We start from the raw sequence: 25345 nt of genomic DNA on the forward strand, positions 1-25345 counted from the left end.
TGCCAGTCCCAGCGGGCACGCCGACTGCTGCAAATTCGTTGGCGAAACAACAATGCAAAACCCGGAGCGCGCATGACGTCACCGCAACCCAAGCCCCGCGGCCCCGGCCGCACACTCGCCAGGATCATCGCATGGCTCGTGGCCGTTGTCGCCGTGATCGTCGCCGCGCTGATCGTTTTCATCCTCACCTTCGACTGGAATCGCGCCAAACCTTACGTGAACGAAAAGGTTTCGGAAGCGATTGGCCGGCCGTTTGCGATCGTCGGCGATCTGAAGGTGGGCTGGCGCAAGCCGCCGGGCGAGGTGGGCTGGCGCGCGTGGGTGCCCTGGCCGCGCTTTTCAGCGACGCAGATCGAAGTGGCCAACCCCGACTGGACCAAAACGCCCAAATTCGCAACGCTCGACGAGATTGACTTCGAAGTGGCGGTGCTGCCGCTGCTCGCGCACGACATCGTGATTCCGGCCATCAATCTCGTGAATCCGTCCGTTGACGTCGAAAGACTGGCCGACGGGCGCAACAACTGGACCTTCAAGCTGCCGGCGTCGAGCGGGCCGTCGACGTGGAAGCTCGATCTGCACGACATCACGTTTTCCAACGGCAATATCGCCGTGAGCGACCAGCAGACCAAAACCGAGGTGAAAGTGACCGTGAGCCTGCTGGGTCACGGTATTCCGATCGGCAAGGTGATGGAGCAGCAGGAAGCGGCATCGCGTCAGGGATCGGCGCAGGTGATCGGTCGCTCGGGGGCGAACCGGCTCGCGCAGCAGGCCGAAAAGCAGCAGGCGTCGGAAGCGGCGGCGGCCAGTGCAGCGAGTGCCGCGAGTGCAGTGAGCGAGGCCAGCGCCGCGAGTGCAGCAAGCGCAGCCAGCGCGCCCGCCGCTTCGCAAGGCATGGGCGCAAAGCTCGCTGCCATTGGCGCGAGTTCGGCCAGCAATGCCAACGCCGTATCCGGCGGCAAGACCACCGAACCGTTCTACGCAATCGGCTGGACGGTGAAGGGCACTTACAACAAGACTGCGCTTTCGGGCGAAGGCAAGCTCGGCGGCGTGCTCGCGCTGCAGGATGCGAATCGCCCGTTCCCGGTGCAGGCCGACGTGCGCGCGGGCGACATGCATATCGCGCTGGTTGGCACGGTGACGGACCCGGCGCATCTCGCCGCCGTCGATCTGCGTCTGTGGCTGCAAGGCCAGAGCATGGGCCACCTCTACAATCTGACGGGCGTGACCCTGCCGGATACGCCGCCTTACGCCACCGAAGGGCGCTTCGTCGGCCAGTTCAAGAAGGGCGCGAGCGTGTTCCGCTACGAAAACTTCACCGGGCGCGTGGGCGGCAGCGACATCAACGGCACCTTCGTCTATACGCAGCGTCCGACGCGTCCGCTGCTCTCGGGCGCGCTGGTGTCGAACCTGCTGCAGTTCTCCGACCTGGCGCCGATCATCGGTGCGGACAGCAAGGCGAGCAAGGCCAAGCGCGGCGATACAGTCAAGCAGCCGACCGACCGCGTGATTCCGGTCGAGCCGTTCAAGACCGACCGCTGGAACGCCATCGACGCCGACGTGAAGTTCACCGGCAAGCGCATCATCAAGCAGGGCAGCCTGCCGATCCAGGATCTGTACACGCACGTCATCATGACCGACGGCGTGCTCCAGCTCGATCCGCTGCAGTTCGGCGTGGCGGGCGGTACGCTGGCCACGCGCGTGAATCTCAACGGCAGCGCCACGCCGCTCAAGGCGAGCAGCACGCTGGAGGCGCGTCACCTCAAGCTCAAGCAGCTGTTCCCCAATGTGAAGTCGATGCAGTCGGCGCTGGGCGAGATCAACGGCGACGCTTCGCTGTCCGCGACCGGCAACTCGCCGGCGGCGCTGGCGTCCACGTCGAACGGCGAGGTCAAGCTGCTCGTCACGCAAGGCACGATCAGCCGTCTGCTGATGGAGGCGGCGGGCCTGAACGTGGCGAACGTAGTCTACGAAAAGCTGTTCGGGCAGCGCGACGTCAACATCAACTGCGCGGCCGCCGATTTCGTCGCAACCAACGGCGTGCTCGATCCGCGCGTGTTCGCGCTCGATACCGACGATGCCGTGATCGACATCACCGGCCCGATCGATCTGCGCGACGAATCGATGGATATGAAAGTGCATCCGCACACCAAGGGCTTCCGCATCTTCTCGTTGCGCTCGCCGCTTTATGTGAAGGGCACGTTCAAGAACCCGCACGTGGGCGTGGATGCGGCGGCGCTCGCGCTGCGCGGGGGCGCGATGGTCGGTCTTGGCCTGATCAACCCGTTCGCGGCGCTGATTCCGCTGATCGCGCCGAGCAATAACAAGCCTTTGCCGTGCGATCAGTTGTTCTCGCAGATGCATCAGCATCCGGTCGCGCCGCCGCCGGGGCAGAAGATGCGCGCGCCGGCCTCCGCGCCGGTGGCGGCGAGCGCGGCGGCGTCGCGCTCATCACGTTCGTCGCGTTCGTCACAGGCGCCAGCGAAGAATGCGAAGCCCGATGCGTCCGCGCAACCGGGCCTGTCGCAAAATCTTTATAAGGGAAGCTGACGCAAAGCCGCTGACGTTGCGCGGTAACCTCGCGCGCATGGAAAAACGCCCGACGCGGATTCGCGTCGGGCGTTGTCGTATCGATTGTGTTCAGCGCAACTGCTGTCGCGGCGCCGGATCGCCGGTCGCGTCCTGACGGCGCGCCACGCGCCGCGCGCTCAATCCCTGGCGTCCTGCGCCGAACTCGGGCAGGATGCGCGCTCTCGCACGGCTTGCGAACACCAGGAAGCCAAAGCCGTCGGCCTCGTACCAATAGCCGCCGTTTTCGAGCCCTTCGATGGGCTGTTCGAGCGCATGCGCAATGGATTCGATGCAGCGTTTGCGCAGTTCGGCCGTACCGGGATAGGGCGGATGCGCGCCGCGCACACTGCACAGCAGCACGTCCAGACCGGGCAGCACGTGGGCATACAGCACCGGCTCGTCCTGCGCGCGAGCGCGGGCGATCTTGGTGTCCAGTTGACCGAACGGTTTGAAGTGGCTCAGCACGGCGAGAAAAGACTCGTCGCCATCTGCCTTGACGCGCTTACGCTTTTTCGGGAAGGACATAAAAATTCGCCTGAAAAAGGTGGATTGCAAAACACGCAGCGTTCCCATGCGACCACTCCCGGATTGGTGCGCCGCACGTCGATCCTTCTAGCATAGGATCTGCCGGATTCGCGAGGATCCTGGCCGTGGGGACGGCGTCCAGATCCTCATTGCCTCAGGCAAAACGCCATGCCGGGCCGCACGTCGCGCTCATGTAAGTATCCCGGCGCTCTCTCGCTCTTTACTGCTCTTTCATTTTCTTTCTTCTGTCTCCGGTCTCAATAATAGTCCTGCACGCGGGCGCGGTGTGACGATTTCTCCGGAAAAAGCGGGCTTTTCTCGTGGCGTGGTGGGCGTGGCCACATACGTTGTCATCTCGCAATTTCGCGCCGATAATGTTTCGGCTCTGGTGCCAGCCGGTGAGCCGCCCACGGGGCTGCCCACGGCTGAGATCGCGCGCCGCCCAGACGCCACTGAACCAGACCGCCATGAAACTGTTCGCCAAGGGGCTGTTGCTGATCGCGATTCCGAGCGTCGTCGAGCTGGCGCTGCTCGGCGTCGTCTTCGACACGCAAGGCGAGGCCGCCCAGGCCGCCCGTCGCGCCGACGCCAGCAAACAGATCCTCTGGCAGGCTTCGAGCCTCGTCCAGCCGCTGTTGCGCGAAGCGGCGCGCGTGCGCACCGCCGTTGTGCTCGAAGATCCCTCGTTTATCGACCGGCGCGCCGTGTGGGCCGAATTCTCGGACCGCATCGCGCTGCTCGGGCACATGGTGGCCGACAACCCGGTGCAACTCGCGCGCGTGCAGCGCATCAACAACGACGCGCGGGCGTGGCGCGCGCGCTGCGCCGAAGTGGCGGACGCGCTGCGCGAAGGCCGCTCCGGCACCACCTTCGTGCAGGCGAGCCCGACGGGTCTGCCGCCCGAAATCGACGCGGTGCGCAGCGAACTCGACGCTTTTATCGCCGATCAAGCCCGCTTCGACGTCACGCGCAGCGCCTCCTTGCGCGAGACGCGCGAGCGTCAGCAGAACGCGCTGATTTTCGCCGTGGTCGGCTCGATGCTGATCTGGGGCGTGACGGCCATCGCGTTCGCACGCAACGTCGGCCAGCGCCTGGCGGCCCTTGGCGCCAATGCGCAGCGCCTGAGCGAAGGCGTCGCGCTGGCGCGCCCGCTGGACGGCGACGACGAGATTGCCGCGCTCGATGCGGTGCTCAATCAGACGAGCCGCCGCTTGCGCGACGCCGATCGCGAACAGGCCGCGCTCAAGCTGCAGTTGCAGGCGCGCGCCACCGATCTGGCCGCCGCGAATGACAAGCTGCGCCAGGAAAGCCAGGACAACGAGATGTTCATGTACAGCGTGTCGCATGACCTGCGCTCGCCGCTCGTGAATCTGCAGGGTTTCTCGAAGGAATTGCAGGTGTCGTGCGAAGACCTGCGCGTGCAGATCGACACAGCCGGCATGCCGGCCGACGAGCATCGCCGCATGAGCGAAGTGCTCGACGGCGACGTGGCCGAATCGTTGCAATTCCTGCGCCAGGCGGTGGCGCGCTCGGCCGCGATCATCGACGCGCTGCTGCGCATGTCGCGCGCGGGCCGCCTGGAATACCGCTGGCAGCGCGTCAATGTGGGACGCATCGTCGAGCGTGCGCTGGGCGGGCTCGCCGCGGGCCTCGCGCAGCGCGCACAGATTTTCGTGGGCGAACTGCCGCCCGCGTGGGGCGATCCGGCGGCGCTGGAACAGATTTTCGGCAACCTGATCGACAATGCCTTGCGCCATCTCGATCCGTCGCGGCCAGGGCTGGTGGAAATCGGCGCGGTCGCCGTTCCTGAAATCGCGGAGGAAGCCGCCGACGCGCATAAAAAGACCGCGCCCGTCCCGGTTTTCAGCATAAAAGCGCTGGAAAATGCCCAGGAAAGCCCGCGCGATGCATCACGCATGCCGGGTACCCGCACGCGGACGTATTATGTGCGCGACAATGGCATCGGGATTCCCGCCGCGTATCTGCCCAAGCTGTTTCGCGCCTTTCAGCGCCTGCACGGCGGCCAGTCGGATGGGCAGGGCACGGGCCTCGCGCTCGCGCGCCGGATCGCCGAACGCCATGGCGGACGCATGTGGGTGGAATCGACGGAAGGCGCGGGTTCGACGTTTTTTGTCGCGTTGCCCGACGCGCCGCTGCGCACCGCATCGGCTTGAGGACAGGCACCATCGAAAACGTTGCAGGGAACGTCGGGGAGCGGCAAATGACGCACGGGGAAGACACGGGGAGCCGCGCAGGCCACGCGGACGAAGCGCAACAACAGGCACACGAGCAGGCACACGAGCAGGCACAGGACGAAGCGCAGCACGGCGATTACCGCGCCGCCCTGGCCGGCGAACGCGTCAGCATCGTGCTGATCGAAGACGATGACGGCCATGCCACGCTGGTCGAGCGCAACCTGCGCCGCTCGGGCGTGTCGAATGGCTTCCTGCGGTTTCGCGACGGCCAGGAGGCGCTTGATTATTTCTTCGGCGCGCCGGGTACGCAAAACCTGGCGGGCTATCCGTCGCGCGAGGATCTGGCGAACTTCGTGGTGCTGCTCGATCTGCGTATGCCGCGCGTGGACGGCTTCGAGGTGCTGCGACGGCTGAAAGCGGAACCGGTGACGGCCTCGGTGCCCGTGATCGTGCTGACCACCACCGACGACCCGCGCGAAATCGAGCGTTGCTACGAACTGGGCTGCAACGTATACATCACGAAGCCCGTCGAATATGACGCGTTTATCGAGGCGGTGCGGCGACTCGGCTTTTTCCTGCAGGTCGTCAAGCTGCCGGCAGGGCATCGCTTCAATCGGCCATGATCGACGCCAGCCGCCCCTGAAAGAGTATGCGGAAGCGCGTGCCGGCGGCACGCAGCCATCCGCGAGAGAGATTGATTGACGCATGACCAGGATGACCCGACTGCGCATGCTCCCGAACGGGAGCGAGCTCCGAGGAACGCGACGCGCATGAACGAAGAAGCAACCCTGTTGGCGGGCGCGCATGTGCTCGTCGTCGACGATGACGAGGGCATTTTGCGGCTCGCGCGCAAATCGCTCGTGCGCGCCGGCGCACGCGTGGACACCTGCGGCAGCGTGGCCGAGGCGAGCACCGTGCTTGCCGCGCGTACGCCGGACGTGCTGGTGCTCGACTACCAGCTGGACGGCGCCGAAACCGGGCTCGACTTCTTCCGCCGTCTGCGCGCGGACAACGTGCGTGTGCCGGCGATTCTCGTCACCGGTTTCACCGACGAGTCGCGCGTGATCGCGGCCTTGCGCGCAGGCGTCTCCGACGTCGTGCCGAAATCGGGCGATTATCTCGACTATCTGCCTGAAGCCGTGGCGCGCGTGCTGTCGCAGGTCGCGCTGCAGCGCGCTTCCGATCAGGCGTTGCTGTTGCGCGATCGCGAAGAACATTACCGTACGCTCTCCGAAGCGCTGCCGCACCTCGTCTTCACCTGCGGCGCGGATGGCGACTGCGATTTTCTTTCGAAGCAGTGGCGCGATTACACGGGCCTCGACGCGGGCAAGTCGCACGGCCTGGCGTGGCTAGACGCCGTACATCCCGACGATCGCGAGGATATCCGCCACACCTGGCTCAAGGCGGTGCGCAGCGACAACAACGATTATCGGCATGAGTTGCGTATCCGCCGTCACGACGGCACGTGGCGATGGTTCGATGTGCGTATCGTGGCGATGCGCGACCCGCATGGCGGCATCAATAAATGGTTCGGCAGTTGCACGGACATCCACGCGCAGCGTGAATCGAGCGAAGAGCGCGAATTGCTGCTGGCCTCCGAGCAGGCCGCGCGTCAGGCGGCGGAAGAGGCCAATCGCGCCAAAGACCGCTTTCTCGCCATGCTCTCGCACGAATTACGCACGCCGCTCACGCCGGTTCTGGCCGGCACCCGGCTGCTGGAGCAGATCCCCGGTCTGCCCGAAGCCGCACGCGCAGGCGTGCTGATGATTCGCCGCAATATCGAACTCGAAGCGCGTCTGATCGACGATCTGCTCGATCTCACGCGTGTCGCCAACGGCAAGCTTGATCTCACACTCGACACCGTTGATGTGCACGAGGTGATCGACGCCGTGCTCGAACTCTTTCATAGCGAAATCCAGATCAAGCAACAGGACGTCCATGTCGAGCGCCGGGCGCAGCATCACTACGTGCGGGGCGATCGCGCGCGCATGCAGCAGATGTTCTGGAATCTCGTGCGCAACGCGGCGAAATTCACGCCCGACGGCGGCCACATCTACGTGCGCACGCGCGACGAGCGCATGCACGTGGTGATCGAAGTGGAGGATACGGGCATCGGCATTGCGCCCGAGCAGATCGGCAAGCTGTTCCATGCCTTCGAGCAGGGCAGCCACAACATGACGCGGCAGTTCGGCGGTCTGGGGCTGGGTCTCGCGGTTACCAAGGCGTTGACGGAGGCGCATGGCGGCACGGTCAGCGCGAAGAGTCCGGGTGCGCATTGCGGCGCGACGTTCACAATCGTGTTGCCGACCGCCACGCCAGGCGTCGGCGCCGAGCAGCCCGCCGACCGGTGCGGGCCGCATCAGGCCTGCGCGCTCGATATCCTGCTGATCGAGGATCACGAGGATACGGCCGAGGTGATGTCACAACTGATCCGCGCGCTCGGTCACGAGGTGGCGGTGGCGGCCAGCGTGGCGGGTGCGCTCGCGCTGACCGCTGCGCAGCGCTTTGATCTGGTGGTGAGCGATATTGGCTTGCCGGATGGCTCGGGCATCGACTTTATCCGCGCGTTTCGCAAGGCGTCCTCGGTGCCCGCGATTGCGCTGACGGGCTTCGGCACCGACGACGATGTGCGCCGCAGTCTCGAAGCGGGCTTCACGGCTCACCTCACCAAGCCGGTCAATTTCGAGCAGCTGGAGCATCTGATCGAAGACGCGGCGATTCTGCGCGCGCAGGCCGCCGCGCAGGATGCGCCAGATCACGCGCCCCACGCACCTCAAGCGCCGAATACGGCAACGTCCTGAATACCCGTTAGATCGACAAAAAAGCCCGCGTGCCTCGAAAGGCGACGCGGGCTTTTTCAATCTGACCGGAAAAAGCGCGTTTAGCGCGGGTTGTTCTTCAGCGAATCGCGGATCTCGCGCAGCAGCAGAACGTCTTCCGGCGTGGGCGCCGGTTCGGCGGGCGCGGGCGCTGCATCCGGCTGGCGCAGCTTGTTGATGAACTTCACCATCAGAAAGATGATGAACGCCAGAATGATGAAGTTGATCAACACCGTGATGAACGAGCCATAGCCGAACACGGCCACGCCCGCGGTCTGCAGATCCTTGTAGGAATCGGGATTGCCCTTGAACGACGGCGGAATATTGCCCAGGCGCACGAACATGTTCGAGAAGTCCAGGCCGCCCGTCACCACGCCGATCACCGGCATGATGAGGTCTTTGACGACCGAATTGACGATGCTGGAAAAGGCGCCGCCGATAATCACACCGACGGCGAGATCCATTACGTTGCCTTTGACGGCGAATTCCTTGAACTCTTTGATCATGCTCATGAGCGGGCTCTCCTTGAAGGGGGGCGGCACGGGCCTGGTTACATAACGACGCATTGGCGCAATGATAGCGAACGCACCCGTAACGCGGTAGCGATTTGACATTGGCTGACGTTTCGCCGATTGCGACGCAACGCGAAACGGACTAATGCACGTCGCGTGCCCGGGAGCGATGTGTCTTACACCTGCTGCGCAAGCGTGATCTGTTCGTTGAAGCGCTGCGGATCGGTATTGGCGCCGCAGAGCAGAACGCCCACGCGCTTGCCCTGCAAAGCATCGCGCAGCGGACCGTAGAGCGCAGCCGTAGCCGCGGCGCACGCGGGTTCGACGGCCAGCTTCAGCTCGTCGAACAGCACGCGCATGGCGCTGCGCAGTTCATCATCGGAGACTGTGACGATGCCTTCGAGATGCCGTCGGCACAACGTGTAGCTGTATTGCTCGGTGTGCGGCGACATCAGCGAATCGGCGATCGTGTGCATGTGGGTCAGGCGCACCGTGTGGTTCGCGGCGAAGCTGCGGCTCATTGCGTCCGCGCCTTCGGGTTCCACGCCGTAGATGCGCACGCGCGGATTCGCCAGACGCAGCGCCGTCGCCACGCCCGCCGCCAGTCCGCCGCCGCCGATCGGCACGATCACCGCGTCCAGATCCGGCGATTGCGTCGCCCATTCGTAGCCGAGCGTCGCCGTGCCCAGCACCGTGCGATACCCGTTAAAGGGATGCACGAAGTAGCGGCCTTCGTCGGCTTCGATGCGGCGCACGATCTCGAACGCTTCGTGACTGTTGTTCGCGCGCACGATTTCCGCGCCCAGACGGCGACACTGATCCACGCGCGCCGGGCTCGCAGTATGAAACAGCACCACTTTCGCGGCGATGCCCAGCCGTTTCGCTGCGTACGCAACGGCAATCGCATGATTGCCGCCCGACACGCAGGTCACGCCCGCGCTGCGTTGCGCGGCATCGAGCGCAAGCAGGTGTGTGAACGCGCCGCGCACCTTGAAGCTGCCGCTTGCCTGCAGCAGCTCGAACTTGAAATTGACCAGCGTATCGCCGAGAGAGGGCAGATCGTGGCGGTCGAACACCGGCGTGCGCAGCACCCACGGCGCGAGCGTGATGTGCTGAGCGGCGATCTCATCGAGCGAGGGAATCGCTTCGCCGTCGATCGTGTGATCGGTGGGCAGCGGCGTGCCGGTGGACATGGCCGGTTTATCCGGACGATCAGCGCGCGTGCGCGTCCACCGACATCCCGCGCACGAGCTTGCGCAGGAATCCTTCGCAGGCCGAAAGTTGTTCGAGCGAGACGAACTCGTTCGGCTTGTGCGCCTGCTGGATGTCGCCGGGACCGCACACCACGCTCGGAATGCCCGCACGCGCGAACAATCCTGCCTCGGTGCCATAGGCGACCTTGCGGCGCGTCTGGTCCGAGGTGAGCGCGCGCACGAGTTGCGTGATCGCCGCCTGTTCGGAATCGTCGAGGCCCGGCGCTGCGGCAACCTTCAGGAATTCGATCGCGGGCGACGCGCCGTCCACGCCTTCGCGCTGCATCTTCGGCACCAGGGTTTCGCGCGCGTATTGCTCGATGCGCGCGAAGATCGCGTCGGGGTCGAGCGTCGGCAGATTGCGGAACTCGAAGGCGAAGCGGCATTCGGCGGGCACCGTGTTGACGGCATTGCCGCCTTCGATGGTGCTGGTTTGCGCCGTGGTGAACGGCACGTCGTAAAGCTCGTCGAAGGGGCCTTGCGCGCGGAACGAATCGGCGAGATCGCGGATATAGCAGATCAGGCGCGCCGCGTATTCGATCGCGTTGACGCCACGCGGCGTGAGCGACGAATGCGCCGCGTGGCCGCGCACGCAGCATTGATAAACGTTGACGCCCTTGTGCGCCACGATCGGTCGCATGCTGGTGGGTTCGCCGACGATGCAGCCGTCCGGTTTCACGCCACGTTTCACGAGTTCCTCGATCATGAGCGGCGCGCCCACGCAGCCGATTTCCTCATCGAACGAGAGCGCGAAGTGCAGCGGCTTGGCGAGCTTGATCTGCTGGAATTCCGGCACCAGCGTGAGCGCCGCGCCGATAAAACCCTTCATGTCGCAGGTGCCGCGGCCATAGAGCAGGCCGTCGCGAATTTCCGGCTTGAACGGATCGCTGTCCCAGTTCTGGCCGTCCACCGGCACCACGTCCGTGTGGCCCGAGAGCACGATGCCGCCATCGGTCGAGCCATCGTGCGCGGGCAACGTGGCGAACAGGTTGGCCCACTTGCCGTCGCGGCCGTAGGTGAGCGTCGATTCGATGCCGCGTGCGCGCAGATCGTCGCGCACGGTTTCGATCAGGCCGAGATTCGGATTGCGGCTGACCGTGTCCATCGACACGAGACGGGTGATCCAGGGAAGTGAAGCGGGAAGATCGGAAGACTGTGCGGCGGGGGACTGCTGCGAATCTTGCTGCGAATCTTGCTGGGAAGACTGCGCTGTTTCAGCGGTGATGCTCATGGTGGGCTCCGGCTTGCTTGTCTTGTCCAATACTACCCAAAAAGGGTGGGACTCGCCAAAGCCGCAAGCCATGTTGCGGCGCGCGCGGACGTGGCGCGCTGCAACATGGCGTGGGGACGGATAACCCGACAGTTGAAACGTCAGATCATCCGTCTAAGCGCGCGACATGTTTAAGCACGCGGTGCCGAAGCCCGCGCAGGCGCACCCAGCGCACGCAGCGTTTCCTTCACCGTCGCCACACGCACCGCCAGGTCCGGACTGCGCGTTTCGATGCGCAGCTTGTCCTGGCCGGCGAGCTTCACATGCTTGTGCTTCTGCACCATTTCGATGATGCGCATGGCGTCGACCGGCGGATTCGGCACGAACTGCAGGCCGATTACGGCTTCGCCCGCGTCGATCTTGGTGATGCCGAGCGGCTTGGCGGCGAGTCGCAGACGGTGCGTTTCGATCAGCGCATGCGCCTGCGGCGGCATCTTGCCGAAGCGGTCGATCAGCTCTTCCTGGATGCCGTCGATAGAATCGTCGTGCTCGCAGTTCGCCAGGCGCTTGTAGAGCGACAGGCGCTCCTGCACGTCGCCGCAATAGTCGGCGGGCAGGATGGCGGGCGCGTGCAGATTGATCTCGGTGGTCGCAGCGAGCGGCGCGTTCAGATCGGGCTCGCGGCCGTCCTTGAGCGCCTTCACGGCGTCGTTGAGCATGTCCGTATACAGCTGGAAGCCGATTTCCTGGATTTCGCCCGATTGCTTGTCGCCGAGCACTTCGCCCGTGCCGCGAATCTCCAGATCGTGCATCGCCAGATAGAAGCCCGAACCGAGTTCCTCCATCTGCTGGATCGCTTCGAGACGGCGCTGCGCCTGTTTCGTGAGACCTTGCGGGTCGTGCACGAGCAGATACGCGTATGCCTGGTGATGCGAGCGCCCGACGCGGCCACGCAACTGGTGCAGCTGCGCGAGACCGAACTTGTCCGAGCGATGGATCAGGATGGTGTTGGCGGTCGGCACGTCGATGCCGGTTTCGATAATCGTGGTACAGAGCAGCACATTCGCGCGCTGCGCCACGAAATCGCGCATCACGGCTTCGAGTTCACGTTCGTGCATCTGGCCGTGCGCCACGGCGATGCGCGCCTCCGGCACCAGCGCTTCGAGCATGGCGCGGCGATTCTCGATGGTCTCGACTTCGTTGTGCAGGAAGTACACCTGGCCGCCGCGCTTGAGTTCGCGCAGCATCGCTTCGCGAATCACGCTGTCTTCCTCGCGGCGCACGAAGGTCTTGATGGCCAGCCGCTTCTGCGGCGCGGTGGCGATCACGGAGAAGTCGCGCAGGCCTTCCAGCGCCATGCCCAGCGTACGCGGGATCGGCGTGGCGGTGAGCGTGAGCACGTCGACTTCGGCGCGCAGGGCTTTGAGCGCTTCCTTCTGGCGCACGCCAAAACGGTGTTCCTCGTCGATGATCACGAGGCCCAGGCGCTTGAACTGCACATCGGACGACAGCAGCTTGTGCGTGCCGATCACGATATCGACGCTACCGTCGTTGATCTGCTGGATCGCGCTGTTGACCTCCTTCGTGCTCTTGAAACGCGACAGTTCCGCGATACGCACCGGCCACTCGGAAAAGCGGTCGGTGAAGGTCTGCGTGTGCTGTTCCGCGAGCAGCGTGGTGGGCGAGAGGATCGCCACCTGCTTGCCGCCCATCACCGCGATAAAGGCCGCGCGCAACGCCACTTCGGTCTTGCCGAAGCCCACGTCGCCGCACACCAGGCGGTCCATCGGTTTGCCGCTCGTCATATCGCCGATCACGGCGGCAATCGCCGCGGCCTGGTCGGGCGTTTCCTCGAAACCAAAGCTTTCCGCGAACTTCACGTAATCCTTCGGCTCCAGCGCGAACGCGTGGCCCTCGCGCGCGGCGCGGCGCGCGTAGAGATTCAACAGTTCGGCGGCCGTGTCGCGAATCTGCTGCGCGGCCTTGCGGCGCGCCTTTTCCCACTGGCCCGAGCCGAGCGCGTGGAGCGGCGCGCTGTCCGGATCGGCGCCGCTGTAGCGCGAGATCACGTGCAGCTGCGAAACCGGCACGTAGAGCTTGCTGCCGTTGGCGTATTCGAGGTGCAGGAATTCGGTGTCGCCTTCGCCCAGGTCCATCGTCACAAGGCCGTGATAGCGGCCGATGCCGTGCTGCGCGTGCACGACCGGGTCGCCCACTTTCAGCTCCGACAGATCGCGCACCATCGAATCGACGTTGCTCGCCTGTTCCTGGCGTCGGCGTCCCGCGCGGCGCGCAAGCGGACCGTACAGCTCGGTTTCGGTGATGATCGACAGCGCTTCGCCGGGCAGCGCAAAGCCGGTCGAAAGCGGCGCGACGCCCAGCACGAAGCGCTCGTCGCCGCTGAGCCAGTCCTGGAAACTGTCCGCCGAAGTGGGGCGCAGATGGTTGTCCGCGAGCAGTTGCGCGATGGTTTCGCGACGGCCCGCCGATTCCACCGCGAACAGCACGCGGTTTTTCGTGGTGTCGAGATAGCTGCGCAGCGAGGCGAGCGGATCGTCGGCGTGACGGTCGATTGCCAGCGTCGGCAGCGGCGCGGCCCAGCCGCCCGCGCTCGCCGCCGGGAGCACGAGGCGCGCGAAGGGCTTGGCGAGCGTGAAGAAGTCCTCGTCAGTCAGGAACAGGCGCGACGGTTCGAGGATCGGGCGTTCACGGTCGTGCGCGAGAAAGTTGTGGCGCTGCTTCGTATCGGCGGTGAAACGGCGGATCGACGCATCCAGATCGCCGGAAAACACCAGCTGCGCGTTTTGCGGCAGATAGTGGAACAGCGTGGCCGTCTCTTCAAAAAAGAGCGGCAGATAGTATTCGATGCCCGCCGAGGGCACGCCGTTGCCGATGTCCTTGTAGATCGTCGCGCGGCTCGGGTCGCCCTCGAAGACTTCGCGCCAGCGGCTGCGAAACGCCGTGCGCGAGGCTTCGTCGAAGGGGAATTCGCGGCCCGGCAGCAGGCGCACTTCCTTGACCGGATAGAGGCTGCGCTGGCTGTCCGGGTCGAAGGCGCGGATCGAATCGACCTGATCGTCGAACAGGTCGAGGCGATATGGCAGCGGCGAACCCATCGGGAACAGGTCGATCAGCGAGCCGCGCACGCAGTATTCGCCGGGCCGCATCACCTGGCTCACGTGCTCGTAGCCGGCCAGCGTGAGCTGCGACTTGAGCTTTTGCTCGTCCAGTCGCTCGCCTTGCGAGAACGAGAACGTGTAGGCCGCGAGGAACGAGGCGGGCGGCATCCGGTAAAGCGCCGTGGTGGCCGGCACGATCAGGATGTCGCAGCGGCCCTCGCCGAGGTCGTGCAGCGTCGCCAGACGCTCGGAGACCAGATCCTGGTGCGGCGAAAACGTGTCGTAAGGCAGCGTTTCCCAGTCGGGCAGCAGGCGCACGCGCGCTTCGGGCGCGAAAAACGGGATTTCCTGCGCGAGGCGCTGGGCATCCACGGCGCTCGCGCAGATCACCGCCAGCAGCGGCGCGGCGGCGCTGTCGCGCGCGGCTTCGCGGTAACGGGCGATCAGGAGCGCGTCGGACGAGCCGTGCGTGCCGTCGAACGCGTAGCGTTGCCCCGGCTTGACGACGGCGACCGGTGAAGCGGACGGGGACTTCGAGGATGCGGCGATTTCGGACATAGGGGCAACAGGTTGGCCTGGCTAGACGGCCTTTCGCAAGGTCGCCGGTGTGCCCGTTGCGCGCGCCATCCGGTACGACTTGTGGACGTTGGGCGTGCGGGCAAAGGACCTATTATAAAATCCGTCCTTTACTTTGACTCATCCGGCACTCATCCGGCTCGCGACACCGTGACTTCACGCCTATTTGCCCTGATTCCCTGCGCCGGTACCGGCAGCCGTTCGGGATCGTCCCTGCCCAAGCAATACCGCACGGTTGCGGGGCGCGACCTCCTGCACTATACGCTCGCGGCGTTCGACGCCTGCAGCGAATTCACCCAGACCCTCGTCGTCCTTTCTCCCGACGATAGCCACTTCGACGCGCGCCGCTTCAGCGGTCTGCGCTTTGCGGTGCGCCGCACCGGCGGGGCCTCGCGCCAGGCGTCGGTGTACAACGGACTGGTCGCGCTCGCCGAATTCGGCGCCACCGACGACGACTGGGTGCTCGTCCACGACGCCGCGCGTCCCGGCATCACGCCCGCGCTGATCCGCTCGCTGGTCGAGGCGCTCAAGGACGATCCGGTTGGCGGCATCATGGCGTTGCCGGTGGCCGACACGCTCAAGCGCGTCGCGCCCCATAACGTGCCGGGCGGCCCGCGCATCGAGCGCACCGAGTCGCGCGACGGCCTCTGGCAGGCGCAAACGCCGCAGATGTTCCGCATCGGCATGCTGCGCGGCGCGATCGAGCGCGCCCAGCAGGAAGGCCACGATCTCACCGACGAAGCCAGCGCAATCGAGTGGCTTGGCCATTCGCCGCGTCTGGTGCAGGGCAGCCTGCGCAACTTCAAGGTGACGTACCCAGAAGACTTCGCGCTTGCAGAAGCGATTCTCAGCGCCTCGAATTAATCGCCAGTTAGTTAATCGCGTCACCGCATAACCCACACGGAAACACCACACATGGACATCAGAATCGGACAAGGCTATGACGTGCACCAGCTCGTGCCGGGACGCCCGCTCGTCATCGGCGGCGTGACGGTGCCCTACGACCGCGGGCTGCTCGGCCACTCGGACGCGGACGTGCTGCTGCACGCCATCACCGACGCGTTGTTCGGCGCGGCCGCGCTCGGCGACATCGGCCGTCACTTTCCGGATACCGACAAGCAGTTCTACGGCGCGAACAGCCGCGTGCTGCTGCGCGAATGCCTGCGCCGCGTGGAAGAAGCGGGCTTCACGCTGATCAATGTCGATAGTACCGTGATCGCCCAGGCGCCCAAGCTGTCGCCGCATATCGAAGCGATGCGCGCGTGTATCGCCGAAGATCTCAAGCTGCCGCTCGATCGCGTCAACGTGAAGGCGAAGACCAACGAGAAGCTCGGCTATCTGGGCCGCAGCGAAGGCATCGAAGCGCAGGCAGCGGTGCTGCTTTCGCGCGCTTGAGATTCATTTTCAGGCCTTGAAACAAGGCCTTTTATGAATCGCTGGAAGGCGCGCGCAAACGGCGTGCCTCTAGCGTATCGAATGCAGTGAGCAGGGCGCATGCCTGCTCTCATATCAAAGGCGGTGGTTGCATCTGCAATCATCGCCTTTGCTTTTCTTGCTCATTTCTTGCCTTTTTATTTCCGTTTTTTTCGTCTTATGCTGAAGACGTAACCGGAAGCGGAAAGGGCAATGACGGGACTCGAAAGACGCGTGAAAGGCCTCGACGGTCTCCGGGCGCTGGCCGTGATGCTGGTGTTCCTCTCGCACAAGGCGCATGTCGAGGCCATCGACGCCGGCAAGATCGGCGTATGGCTATTTTTCCTGATCAGCGGCTATCTGATCATCGGCGAATTGCATCGCAATCGGCTGCGCGTGGAGCAGGGCGCTGCGCGGCGCGATGCCGTGCTCTACGTCTTCTACGTCAAGCGCGCGCTGCGCATTTTCCCGGTCTACTACCTGCTGCTGATCGCGCTGACGATCGCGCACGCGTTCTTCTATCAGCGCGATGTCGATCTGGGTCTGGCATGGCATTTCGCATTCCTTTCTAATTTCTGGATCGGCATGGTGCACGATGGCTGGCCCGGTACGGTGTCGCATTTCTGGAGTCTCGCGGTCGAACAGCAGTTCTATCTGATTGCGCCATTTGCTCTGTTGTTCGCGCCCGCCGCGCGTCATCTGGGGATTTGTATCGGCATGATCTGCGCGGCGGGATTGGCGCATCTCGCGCTCTATGCGAGCGGGGCGATCGAGCCGCTGGTCTACGCGTTCTCGCCGTGGAATTTCGCGTTGCTGGCGCTGGGTGGCGCATTGGCGATTGGCGGCGAACGCGTGAGGGTGGCGGGGCGTTTGCCCGCCGCGCTGTGGTGCGCGCTGGCGTTGGCGTGCCTCGGCGTGTTCGCCTTCGCGCGCGCCGATTGCGTGACCTGCGAGGCCGCGCAGCGCGCCGTGATACCGGGCCTGCTCGATATCGGCCTGGCGCTGTCGCTGGGTGCGCTATTCCTGTGGATCGTGCGGCGTCAGGACAGCGCGCTGGTGGCGGCGCTGGAAGTGCGGCCGCTCGCGTATCTCGGCACCATCAGCTACGGCTTTTATTTGTTCCATAACCTGGTGCCGTCGAAGCTGGGCGATGCGCCTGCGCTTTACACGCGTTTGCATGTGCCGCCGTTCGTGCAGGATTTGCTGCCGCTCGCGCTGCAGTTCACGCTGGCCGTGCTGCTCGCGCATCTGTCGTGGCAACTGCTGGAAAAGCGCGTGCTGGAGTGGAAGGCGCCGCTGGCCACGGCGATTCGCAACCGTCTGCCCGCGCGCACGGCCGCGGGCCAGATCTGAGGGCGCGCGCCGTGAGCGTCAGAAGGTGGCGCCGCCTATTTCGCGCCCGCCCGGGCAGAGCTCGCCGGTTTGCAGTCCGTCGAGCACGCGCAGCACCTCGGCTGCGCTGCGCCCTACGTTGAGGCTGTTCACGGACACGTGCTGGATGGTGTTGTCCGGATCGACGATAAACGTCGCCCGTAGCGCCACGCCCGCTTCCTTGTCGCGAATGCCGAGCTGATCGATCAATTCGCCTTTCACGTCGCCGAATGAATAGTGATTCAGGCGGTTCAGTTCCGGATTCTCGCGCCGCCAGGCGAGCTTGACGTATTCGTTGTCGCAACTGCCGCCCATCAGCACGGTGTCGCGGTCCTCGAATTCCTTGTGCAACTGCGCGAACGCAACGATCTCGGTGGGGCAGACGATCGTGAAATCCTTCGGATAGAAGTAGATCACTTTCCACTTGTCCGAGAAGGTCTGCTCGGTGATTTCGAGGAAGGCCGATTCGCCGTTTTCTTCCGGATGATTGAAGCCGGGCTTCGCGGCCGTGACGGTGAAGGCTGCGAGTTTGTCGCCGACGGTTTTCATGGCGTCGCTCCTTGAGTTCTTTCCTGCGATTGTGGCAGGGGATGGCTGAGCACGCTGCGAGCCTGCACTTGCAGCGTGGTCACTTCAAGGAGGGGTGCGGTTTTTAAGCGCCCTTGGCGAGCGGAAACTCGATGGTCACTTCGAGGCCGGGGCCAGGCGCGCGGTTGCGCAGGCGCAGCGCGCCGCGATAACGGCCTACCAGACGCTGCACGATGGCCATGCCGAGGCCCGTGCCGTTCGCCTGGGTACGCGCGCTGTCGACGCGATAGAACGGCCGTGTGACGAGCGAAAGCTGGTCTTCGGGAATGCCGGGGCCTTCGTCGACCACGGACAACTCCACGCGCGAATGCGACACGCGCGTTTCCAGCATGATGTGAGGAATGCCGTCCGCTTCGCTCGCGCCGTACTTGCGCGCGTTTTCGATCAGGTTGCCGACGATGCGGCGCACGTCGGTATCGTCCGCTTCGATCACGGCCGTGGGCGCGAGGCGCGTGATGAGACGCACGCCGTCTTCGCCCGCCATGCGCGCGGCCATTTCGCTGGCGATCACGGAGAGATCGACGCGCTCCGGCATGCGTTGCACGGGCCGCGCGTAATCCAGGAAGCGGCCGATGATCATGTCCATCTGCTCGATGTCGTCGATCATCGCGTCCTTGGTCGCCTGATCGGACGGACTCATCTCCGTTTCCAGCCGCAGCCGCGCGAGCGGCGTGCGCAGGTCGTGCGAGATGCCCGCGAGCATCAGCGCGCGGTCGGCCTCTAACTGTTCGAGGTCGCGCACCATCTGGTTGAACGAGCGATTGGTTTCGGCGGCCACGCCCATGCCGCTTTCGGGCAGTTGCGCGGGCGACTGGCCCGAGCCGACCATGCGCGCCGACATCGCCAGCCGCGCAAACGGCCGGTTCACCAGGCTCGTAATGAACGCCGCGCCGAACAGCGAGAGCGCGAGCGCGGACACGCCCCAGCCCACCCACTGCAGGCCGGTGACGTTGTCGAGCTGGTCGCGGTCGAGCGCGACCCAGTAATCGTCGTCGTCGATCTTGAAGCTGATCCACACGCCCGGAATGTCGTTCACCGACTGGGCGATGATGGTGTCGTCGCCCAGACGCCCGCGAATGTCATGCTCGATCAGACGATTGAGCGATTCGTCGGGCTGCAGTTTGTATTTGTCGGTGGTTTCGCGCGGATAGACGCGCACGCCTTCGTTGCTCTCCAGATCCTGCAGCAGCGCGCGGCGCAGATCGGGATCGGAATAGAGCAGGGCCGTGCGCGTGAGCTTGACCACGGCGACGAGCTGCAAGGCCACGCGCTGCGCGCGCGGCTCGCGCTCGATCACACGAAAGCTCTGGAACCATGCCGCGAGGCTGACCGCGATCAGCAACGCGATCAGCAGGAAGGTGCGCCAGAACAGGTCGCCGAACGCAAGCGTCAGGAGACGCCGGTCAATGCGCATGGACCCTTCCCATCAACAAAGCCAGTGCAGGCAAACAGACACCCTCAGACACGATCACAGAGACATCCAGGATCAGGCGGCGCCGTCGGGGATGAAGACGTAGCCGAGGCCCCAGACCGTCTGGATGAAGCGCGGGCTGCCCGGATCCGGCTCGATCAGCTTGCGCAGACGGGAGATCTGCACGTCGAGACTGCGGTCGAACACTTCGTATTCGCGGCCGCGTGCCAGTTCCATAAGCTTTTCGCGCGACAGCGGTTGACGCGGATGACGCGCGAACACCTTGAGCACCGAGAATTCGCCCGTGGTGAGCGGAATTTCCTGGCCGGCCTTGGTGAGCGTGCGGGTGGCGAGGTTCAGCGCGAATTCGCCGAACTCGAATACTTCGGTGGTTTCCGACGGCGCGCCCGGCAGCTCGGACGGCGCCTGGCGACGCAGCACGGCGTGAATGCGCGCGACCAGCTCGCGCGGATTGAAGGGCTTCGGGAGGTAGTCGTCGGCGCCCATTTCGAGGCCCACGATGCGATCCACGTCTTCGCCCTTGGCGGTGAGCATGATGATCGGCGTGCGGTCGTTGCTGCCGCGCAGGCGGCGGCAGATCGACAGACCGTCTTCGCCCGGCAGCATCAGGTCGAGCACCAGCAGGTCGAAGCGTTCGCGCACCCACAGCTTGTTCATGGCGGGTGCGTTTTCTGCGACGTAGACGTTAAAGCCCTGCTCGCCGAGGTAGCGGCGCAGCAGGTCGCGCAGTCGCGGGTCGTCGTCGACAACGAGAATTTTGGACGGGTTCTTGGTTTCCATGCCTGGCATCTTAGCGCGATTGAGTTACGGTGCGAGATTGCACCGATTAACAGGTTACAGTCAGTTACAAAATTTACCCGGCCTGTGCCACGGCATCAAGCACTGACAGATAGACTTCTTTACGTTTAGCGGCCATTCGGTGGATACTTCATTCGATTTTCGAACCAGTGCCCGTGTCAGAGCCGGGTCCACATGTATTCGAGGTAGCCGTTTGCCGCGTCAAGAAGGGAACAAAACGATGGGAGGGGTCGGCCCGACAATGCGCCACACCGTGATCGCACTGGCGTTGGCCAGCGGCGTCGTGGCGGCATTGGAGACGGCGCCTGTCCATGCCCAGACCTTCGCCGACGGCCCTCACGCGGGCAGCCGCTATGCGGGCAGGCCGCCGATCCGGCGCATTCGCAATGACCAGCCTCCGCGTCCTGCTTCTGACCTCAATCAACGTCCCGCCGTTCCCCCCGATCTCGACGAACGTCGCCGCGACGGTCACATGACGCCCGAAGAGCGGCGTCTGCTGCGCCAGCACATCGAAGACGCCGTGCGCGAACTCTACAAGCGCTGATGCTTTCCGCTGATCGTTGCGGCTGCAATGCTTCCGCTTGAATGTGACGTTCGATGCGCCGTGCTTCAAGACGTACTTTGCGCTGAGCTTCATTTCCCCGCCTTTCCCTAACTTTCCTGCCTGAATTCTTTTCCGGTTATTTCGCGTCGGCCTTGCCAGAGCGGCCTTCCAGCTAACGCCCGGCGACACGGAAAAATTCCGTTGCAATTGCGCGGTCAACAACCGCGCCGATCCGGCCGTTAAGCCGCTACATTCATCCTCACCGGATGCGCGATCGGCCCATGCGCTCCCTCGATCCCATGTCTGCCATGAAACGGTTGATGCGATTCATGCCTGTCTCGTCGGAGCGCCTGGCGGCGCTCGGTGCGGCTTCGTCGGCGCTGGTGTCGTTGCGCGCGTTCGCGCAGTCCGCAGCGCCTGCTTCAGTCCCCACCCACCACACGCACCATCATCGGCCAGCCAGCGAGCCAGTCGCCGCGGATCAAGCCGATACCGATCTGCTCGACGCCGACGACGCCACGCATCTGCTGATCCGCACCGGCTTCGCACCGACGAACGCCGATATTGCGCCATACGTTGGCCTGACGCGCGCGGCTGCCGTCGCGCATGTGCTCGCGACGGCGCGCACCGATGCCGTCACGCCGCTGCCCGCGTGGACCAGCGAAACGCTTTTGACTCGCGCGCAGCGCAACGCGCTCACGCAGGATCAACGCCGCGACGAACAGCGCAAGCGCAGTCAGGATTACGACGACCTGCGCGCCTGGTGGATGCGCGAAATCCTCACGACGCCTTCGCCGCTCACCGAGCGCATGACGCTCTTTTGGCACAACCACTTCACTTCAGGCCAGGACAAGGTCGGCGAGCCGCAATTGATGGCCCAGCAAAATGCGCTCCTGAGGCGTCACGCGCTCGGCAGTTTCTCGGCGATGTTGCACGATGTGGCGAAAGATCCGGCGATGCTGCTGTATCTCGACGGCGCGAGCAACCGCAAAGGCAAGCCGAACGAAAATTTCGCGCGCGAAGTGATGGAGCTTTTTACGCTCGGGGAAGGGCAATACACGCAACGCGATGTCTCCGAAGCGGCGCGCGCCTACACCGGCTGGGGCGTCGATCCCGATACTTCGCGCTTCGACTGGCGTCCCCAGCAACACGACGACGGCATCAAGACCGTGCTGGGCCACGCGGGCACGTTCGACGGCGACGCGGTGCTCGATATTCTGCTGGGCGAGACGCAGACGGCGCATTTCGTATCGGCGAAACTCTGGCGCGAGTTCGTTTCGGATACGCCGGACGCGGCGCAGCTCGATATCGTCGCTGACCGATTCCGATCGAGCGGCTACGACATCAAGGCGGCGCTAGGCGCGCTGCTCACCGCACCCGCGTTCTGGGACGAGCGAAATCGCGGCGTGCTGGTGAGCTCGCCAGTGGAGTTCATCGCGGGCACGGTGCGGCGTTTCGACGTGACTTATGCGAATACGGCGCAGTTTGCGCGCACTTCGGCGTCGCTCGGCGAGAATCTGTTTTATCCGCCCAACGTGAAGGGCTGGCCTGGCGGCGCGACGTGGATCAACAGTTCGACGCTGCTCGCACGCAAGCAGTTCGTCGAGCAGCTGTTTCGCTCGACCGGGCCGCAGCGCGCGGCGGGGCCGACGCATCCGGGCAGCAGCGCGATGACGAAGACCGCTGCGGGCATGCCGGCAAGCGGTCCAGCAAAAGCGCCGGCCAAGCCGATGCCCGCCGGCATGCATTTCGATCTCGACGGCTGGCTCGGGCGCTATGGCCTGACGGCGGGCGCGGTGCCGGGGCTTTCGGCGCAGTTGCAGATGCAGCACGCGGTCTTGCCGCTTGCGCCTGTCGATGCGATCGCGGCAGGCAGTAGCGCCGAGTCGTATCTCCAGGCACTCCTGATGGATCCGGTGTATCAGCTGAAATGAGCAGAGCGCGATGATGAACCCAAGAAACGAGCGGCCGCGCGCCGCCAGGACTGAACGAGGCATGGCATGAAGCGACGCGACTTCCTGGCCGCTGCGGCGGCGATGACGGCGGCGGGCGCGAGCTGGCTGCCCGAACCGGCCTGGGCGCAAACCGGCGTTCCCGCGCAGCCGCGCGCAAGCGGCTACGAGAATCTGCTGATCCTCGTCGAACTCAAAGGCGGCAACGACGGGCTGAACACGGTCGTGCCTTACGCGGACCCGCTTTACGCGAGCTATCGGCCGACCATCGGCGTGCATCGCGGCGACGCCATCCAGCTCGACGAACGCACGGCGCTGCATCCCGCGCTCGCGCCGCTGTTGCCGATGTGGCGCGCACACGAACTGGCGATCGTGCAGGGCGTGAGTTATGCGCAGCCTAACCTGTCGCATTTCCGCTCGATCGAGATCTGGGACACGGCTTCGCGCTCCGATCAGTATCTGCGGGAAGGCTGGCTTACGCGCGCGTTCGCCAACGCACCGGTGCCGAAGGGTTTCGCCGCCGATGGCCTCGTGCTGGGCAGCGCGGAAATGGGTCCGCTCGCGAACGGTGCGCGCGCCATCGCGCTCGTCAATCCGGCGCAGTTCGCGCGCGCCTCGCGGCTCGTCACGCCGGTCGCGCTCAAGGAGCGCAATCCGGCGCTCGCGCATATTCTCGATGTCGAAAACGACATCGTGCATGCCGCGGATCAGCTACGTCCGCGTCCGGGCGAATATGCGCTGAAGACGGCGTTTCCTGGCGGCGCGTTTGGCGCATCGATCAAGACCGCGATGCAGGCGCTGGCGTCGGGCGACACCGTGCAGGGTGCGCCGGTGGCCGGGCAGGGCGTGGCCGTGATCCGGCTCACGCTCAACGGTTTCGATACGCACCAGAACCAGCCCGAACGTCACGCGGATCTCTTGCGCCAGTTCGCGGCAGGCATGGTGGCGATGCGCGCGTCGCTCGTTGAAATGGGGCGCTGGGATCGCACGATGATCGTCACGTACGCGGAGTTCGGTCGGCGCGTGCGCGAGAACCAGAGTCGCGGCACCGATCACGGCACCTCATCCGCGCATTTCGTCGCGGGCGGCCGTGTGGCGGGTGGGCTCTACGGCGACGCGCCGCAACTCGCGCGTCTGGACGGTAACGGCAATCTGCCGGTGGCCGTCGACTTCCGGCAGATCTATGCGACGGTGCTGGAAAACTGGTGGGGACTCGACGCGCAATCGGTGCTGCAACAGCGCTTCGAGTCGTTACCTTTGCTGCGGGCCTAGCGCGTTCAGGCGCGCCGTGCCGCGCGCCACGCGATCCAGAGCTTGCGGATCGGCGTGAGCGCGATCTGCTGATGCAACACCTGGAATTGCTCGCGCTCCACTTCGTCGAGCAGGGCGAGTTCGAGTGCCGCGAGTGCGCGCAGCGTGCGTTGACGGCGGCGTTCGCTCGCGGGAATAGCCGCAAGCGCTGCGTGCACCGCCTCGCGCGCGCGGCCGATCTGGAACTGCATGAGTTCCGTAAATTCCGCGCTGTAGCGACGGTTGATCAGATCAGCGGCGGTGACGTTGTAGCGCTGCAATTCGTCGATCGGAATATAGATGCGGCCGTGGCGCGCGTCATTGCCGATCTCGGGTACGAATTGCGCGAGCATCAGCGCGTTGCCCAGCGGCGTTGCCCACTGCGCGACGGCGGCGCGTTCGTCATCCGTGCGCGCGCCAACCTGCGCGATCAGTGTGGCGAACGTGCCGCCCACGCCATCCATGTAGCGGCGCAGATTCGGCAGATCGAGATAGCGGGCCTGTTCGAAATCCATTTCGAATCCGGCCAGCAACTGCTGCAGCAGCGGATACAGACTGGCGACGTCGCCGGCGTGCTGGGCGATGGCCTTCGTGACCGGGTGCGCGGGGTTGCCCGCCGCAAGCGAGGCCAGTTCCTTCTGCCACCACGCGAGCTTGGTGCGCCCGACGGTCGGGTCGCTGGTTTCCTTGGCGGTCTCTTCGAGTTCGCGGCGCAGCGCGAAGAGGGCGGCGAGCAGCGGCTGCTGCGCGGCGCTCGCTTGGCGCAGCGCGTAGTAGGTGCTCGATCCGGGGGGCGCCGCCTTTTGCAGGCAGTATTCGTCGAAATTCACGGGATTCTGGGGCGTGGGGAAGCGCGGCGATTCTAGCACCGGCGCGGCTTTGAGGCGTCCGGGCATCGCGCTGCCTTGCGAGATGCAGACAAGCGTGAGGCAATCGGTTAGAATCTCGCGCTTGCGCTTTGAGGGCGGCCTTTCGATTGCGGATTGCTTCGCAAAAACAGGCTGCACAGTGGGGCGCGGAAGGTCTGTATCGCACGCGACTCGCTTCACCGGTTCGCAGCGCTGTTGCCGGCCAGAAAGATTCGCGTGAGTGGCGAAATTGGTAGACGCACCAGGTTTAGGTCCTGACGCCCGCAAGGGTGTGCCGGTTCGAGTCCGGCCTCACGCACCAGGCTAGTAAA

Annotated in this window: 19 protein-coding genes and 1 tRNA gene; 11 read left to right on the top strand and 9 right to left on the bottom strand. The window is 64.8% G+C overall.

Annotated features, from left to right (window positions below):
- The first annotated feature begins 72 nt into the window (after nucleotides 1-72).
- The gene (locus F3J17_RS29895) at nucleotides 73-2547 is read left to right on the top strand and encodes an AsmA family protein (RefSeq protein ID WP_167067939.1); all 2475 of its coding nucleotides are present in this window, start codon (nucleotides 73-75) and stop codon (nucleotides 2545-2547) included.
- A 90-nt stretch (nucleotides 2548-2637) separates the two neighbouring features.
- Here the strand turns inward: F3J17_RS29895 and F3J17_RS29900 are convergent, their stop codons facing one another.
- The gene (locus tag F3J17_RS29900) at nucleotides 2638-3141 is read right to left on the bottom strand and encodes a hypothetical protein (protein ID WP_167067942.1); all 504 of its coding nucleotides are present in this window, start codon (nucleotides 3139-3141) and stop codon (nucleotides 2638-2640) included.
- A 419-nt stretch (nucleotides 3142-3560) separates the two neighbouring features.
- Here F3J17_RS29900 and F3J17_RS29905 point away from each other — a divergent pair, with 419 nt between their 5' ends.
- The 3 genes from F3J17_RS29905 (at nucleotide 3561) to F3J17_RS29915 (ending at nucleotide 8089) form a co-directional block, all read left to right on the top strand.
- On the top strand, nucleotides 3561-5267 hold the full coding sequence (locus F3J17_RS29905) for an ATP-binding protein (protein ID WP_167067944.1): 1707 nt from the start codon (nucleotides 3561-3563) through the stop codon (nucleotides 5265-5267).
- Between the two features lie 47 nt (nucleotides 5268-5314).
- Nucleotides 5315-5911, top strand: a complete 597-nt coding sequence (locus F3J17_RS29910) for a response regulator (protein ID WP_167067947.1) — start codon at nucleotides 5315-5317, stop codon at nucleotides 5909-5911.
- 147 nt (nucleotides 5912-6058) lie between these two features.
- Nucleotides 6059-8089, top strand: coding sequence for a response regulator (locus F3J17_RS29915; protein ID WP_167067950.1), 2031 nt, complete (start codon nucleotides 6059-6061; stop codon nucleotides 8087-8089).
- A gap of 80 nt (nucleotides 8090-8169) precedes the next feature.
- On the opposite strand, the gene mscL is transcribed toward F3J17_RS29915, so the two are convergent.
- From mscL to mfd, 4 genes are all read right to left on the bottom strand, one after another.
- The gene (mscL, locus tag F3J17_RS29920; RefSeq protein ID WP_167067953.1) at nucleotides 8170-8619 is read right to left on the bottom strand and encodes a large conductance mechanosensitive channel protein MscL; all 450 of its coding nucleotides are present in this window, start codon (nucleotides 8617-8619) and stop codon (nucleotides 8170-8172) included.
- A 176-nt stretch (nucleotides 8620-8795) separates the two neighbouring features.
- Nucleotides 8796-9812: a threonine/serine dehydratase gene (locus tag F3J17_RS29925; RefSeq protein WP_167067956.1), complete on the bottom strand. Its 1017-nt coding sequence runs from the start codon at nucleotides 9810-9812 to the stop codon at nucleotides 8796-8798.
- A 19-nt stretch (nucleotides 9813-9831) separates the two neighbouring features.
- Nucleotides 9832-11103 (bottom strand): acetylornithine deacetylase, encoded by a 1272-nt coding sequence (argE, locus tag F3J17_RS29930; RefSeq protein ID WP_167067959.1) that lies wholly within the window; start codon nucleotides 11101-11103, stop codon nucleotides 9832-9834.
- A gap of 170 nt (nucleotides 11104-11273) precedes the next feature.
- Nucleotides 11274-14759, bottom strand: a complete 3486-nt coding sequence (gene mfd, locus F3J17_RS29935; RefSeq protein WP_167067962.1) for a transcription-repair coupling factor — start codon at nucleotides 14757-14759, stop codon at nucleotides 11274-11276.
- A 168-nt stretch (nucleotides 14760-14927) separates the two neighbouring features.
- On the opposite strand from mfd, the gene ispD reads away from it, so the two are divergent.
- The 3 genes from ispD (at nucleotide 14928) to F3J17_RS29950 (ending at nucleotide 17543) form a co-directional block, all read left to right on the top strand.
- The gene (ispD, locus tag F3J17_RS29940) at nucleotides 14928-15641 is read left to right on the top strand and encodes a 2-C-methyl-D-erythritol 4-phosphate cytidylyltransferase (RefSeq protein ID WP_167067965.1); all 714 of its coding nucleotides are present in this window, start codon (nucleotides 14928-14930) and stop codon (nucleotides 15639-15641) included.
- A gap of 51 nt (nucleotides 15642-15692) precedes the next feature.
- Nucleotides 15693-16172, top strand: a complete 480-nt coding sequence (ispF, locus tag F3J17_RS29945) for a 2-C-methyl-D-erythritol 2,4-cyclodiphosphate synthase (protein WP_167067968.1) — start codon at nucleotides 15693-15695, stop codon at nucleotides 16170-16172.
- A 231-nt stretch (nucleotides 16173-16403) separates the two neighbouring features.
- A complete protein-coding gene (locus F3J17_RS29950) occupies nucleotides 16404-17543 on the top strand; it encodes an acyltransferase (protein ID WP_167067971.1) in 1140 nt (379 codons plus the stop codon).
- A gap of 18 nt (nucleotides 17544-17561) precedes the next feature.
- Here F3J17_RS29950 and F3J17_RS29955 read toward each other — a convergent pair whose 3' ends face one another.
- The 3 genes from F3J17_RS29955 to ompR form a co-directional block, all read right to left on the bottom strand.
- On the bottom strand, nucleotides 17562-18110 hold the full coding sequence (locus F3J17_RS29955; RefSeq protein ID WP_167067974.1) for a peroxiredoxin: 549 nt from the start codon (nucleotides 18108-18110) through the stop codon (nucleotides 17562-17564).
- A 103-nt stretch (nucleotides 18111-18213) separates the two neighbouring features.
- Entirely contained in the window at nucleotides 18214-19563 is a 1350-nt protein-coding gene (locus F3J17_RS29960; protein ID WP_167067977.1) for an ATP-binding protein, read from the bottom strand.
- Between the two features lie 72 nt (nucleotides 19564-19635).
- Nucleotides 19636-20361: a two-component system response regulator OmpR gene (ompR, locus tag F3J17_RS29965; RefSeq protein ID WP_035514479.1), complete on the bottom strand. Its 726-nt coding sequence runs from the start codon at nucleotides 20359-20361 to the stop codon at nucleotides 19636-19638.
- A gap of 238 nt (nucleotides 20362-20599) precedes the next feature.
- Between ompR and F3J17_RS29970 the strand changes: the two genes are divergently transcribed.
- The 3 genes from F3J17_RS29970 to F3J17_RS29980 all read left to right on the top strand — a co-directional run bounded on the left by F3J17_RS29970 (nucleotide 20600) and on the right by F3J17_RS29980 (nucleotide 24147).
- Nucleotides 20600-20923 (top strand): hypothetical protein, encoded by a 324-nt coding sequence (locus F3J17_RS29970; RefSeq protein ID WP_240161212.1) that lies wholly within the window; start codon nucleotides 20600-20602, stop codon nucleotides 20921-20923.
- A 320-nt stretch (nucleotides 20924-21243) separates the two neighbouring features.
- The gene (locus F3J17_RS29975) at nucleotides 21244-22857 is read left to right on the top strand and encodes a DUF1800 domain-containing protein (protein ID WP_240161213.1); all 1614 of its coding nucleotides are present in this window, start codon (nucleotides 21244-21246) and stop codon (nucleotides 22855-22857) included.
- Between the two features lie 66 nt (nucleotides 22858-22923).
- Nucleotides 22924-24147: a DUF1501 domain-containing protein gene (locus F3J17_RS29980; protein ID WP_167067986.1), complete on the top strand. Its 1224-nt coding sequence runs from the start codon at nucleotides 22924-22926 to the stop codon at nucleotides 24145-24147.
- Nucleotides 24148-24152: 5 nt separating this feature from the next.
- On the opposite strand, the gene F3J17_RS29985 is transcribed toward F3J17_RS29980, so the two are convergent.
- The gene (locus F3J17_RS29985; RefSeq protein WP_167068153.1) at nucleotides 24153-24995 is read right to left on the bottom strand and encodes a squalene/phytoene synthase family protein; all 843 of its coding nucleotides are present in this window, start codon (nucleotides 24993-24995) and stop codon (nucleotides 24153-24155) included.
- Nucleotides 24996-25248: 253 nt separating this feature from the next.
- On the opposite strand from F3J17_RS29985, the gene F3J17_RS29990 reads away from it, so the two are divergent.
- Nucleotides 25249-25335 (top strand) — tRNA-Leu (locus tag F3J17_RS29990).
- Nucleotides 25336-25345: the final 10 nt, after the last annotated feature.

The organism is Burkholderia sp. Ax-1719 (assembly GCF_011753055.1).
GTDB lineage: Bacteria > Pseudomonadota > Gammaproteobacteria > Burkholderiales > Burkholderiaceae > Paraburkholderia.

Bases quoted from the DNA above. Each gene is read 5' to 3' on its own strand.
- F3J17_RS29895 (WP_167067939.1), top strand. From the start codon at position 73: ATGACGTCACCGCAACCCAAGCCCCGCGGCCCCGGCCGCACACTCGCC.
- F3J17_RS29900 (WP_167067942.1), bottom strand. From the start codon at position 3,141: ATGGGAACGCTGCGTGTTTTGCAATCCACCTTTTTCAGGCGAATTTTT.
- F3J17_RS29905 (WP_167067944.1), top strand. From the start codon at position 3,561: ATGAAACTGTTCGCCAAGGGGCTGTTGCTGATCGCGATTCCGAGCGTC.
- F3J17_RS29910 (WP_167067947.1), top strand. From the start codon at position 5,315: ATGACGCACGGGGAAGACACGGGGAGCCGCGCAGGCCACGCGGACGAA.
- F3J17_RS29915 (WP_167067950.1), top strand. From the start codon at position 6,059: ATGAACGAAGAAGCAACCCTGTTGGCGGGCGCGCATGTGCTCGTCGTC.
- mscL (WP_167067953.1), bottom strand. From the start codon at position 8,619: ATGAGCATGATCAAAGAGTTCAAGGAATTCGCCGTCAAAGGCAACGTA.
- F3J17_RS29925 (WP_167067956.1), bottom strand. From the start codon at position 9,812: ATGTCCACCGGCACGCCGCTGCCCACCGATCACACGATCGACGGCGAA.
- argE (WP_167067959.1), bottom strand. From the start codon at position 11,103: ATGAGCATCACCGCTGAAACAGCGCAGTCTTCCCAGCAAGATTCGCAG.
- mfd (WP_167067962.1), bottom strand. From the start codon at position 14,759: ATGTCCGAAATCGCCGCATCCTCGAAGTCCCCGTCCGCTTCACCGGTC.
- ispF (WP_167067968.1), top strand. From the start codon at position 15,693: ATGGACATCAGAATCGGACAAGGCTATGACGTGCACCAGCTCGTGCCG.
- F3J17_RS29950 (WP_167067971.1), top strand. From the start codon at position 16,404: ATGACGGGACTCGAAAGACGCGTGAAAGGCCTCGACGGTCTCCGGGCG.
- F3J17_RS29955 (WP_167067974.1), bottom strand. From the start codon at position 18,110: ATGAAAACCGTCGGCGACAAACTCGCAGCCTTCACCGTCACGGCCGCG.
- F3J17_RS29960 (WP_167067977.1), bottom strand. From the start codon at position 19,563: ATGCGCATTGACCGGCGTCTCCTGACGCTTGCGTTCGGCGACCTGTTC.
- ompR (WP_035514479.1), bottom strand. From the start codon at position 20,361: ATGGAAACCAAGAACCCGTCCAAAATTCTCGTTGTCGACGACGACCCG.
- F3J17_RS29970 (WP_240161212.1), top strand. From the start codon at position 20,600: ATGGGAGGGGTCGGCCCGACAATGCGCCACACCGTGATCGCACTGGCG.
- F3J17_RS29975 (WP_240161213.1), top strand. From the start codon at position 21,244: ATGCGATTCATGCCTGTCTCGTCGGAGCGCCTGGCGGCGCTCGGTGCG.
- F3J17_RS29980 (WP_167067986.1), top strand. From the start codon at position 22,924: ATGAAGCGACGCGACTTCCTGGCCGCTGCGGCGGCGATGACGGCGGCG.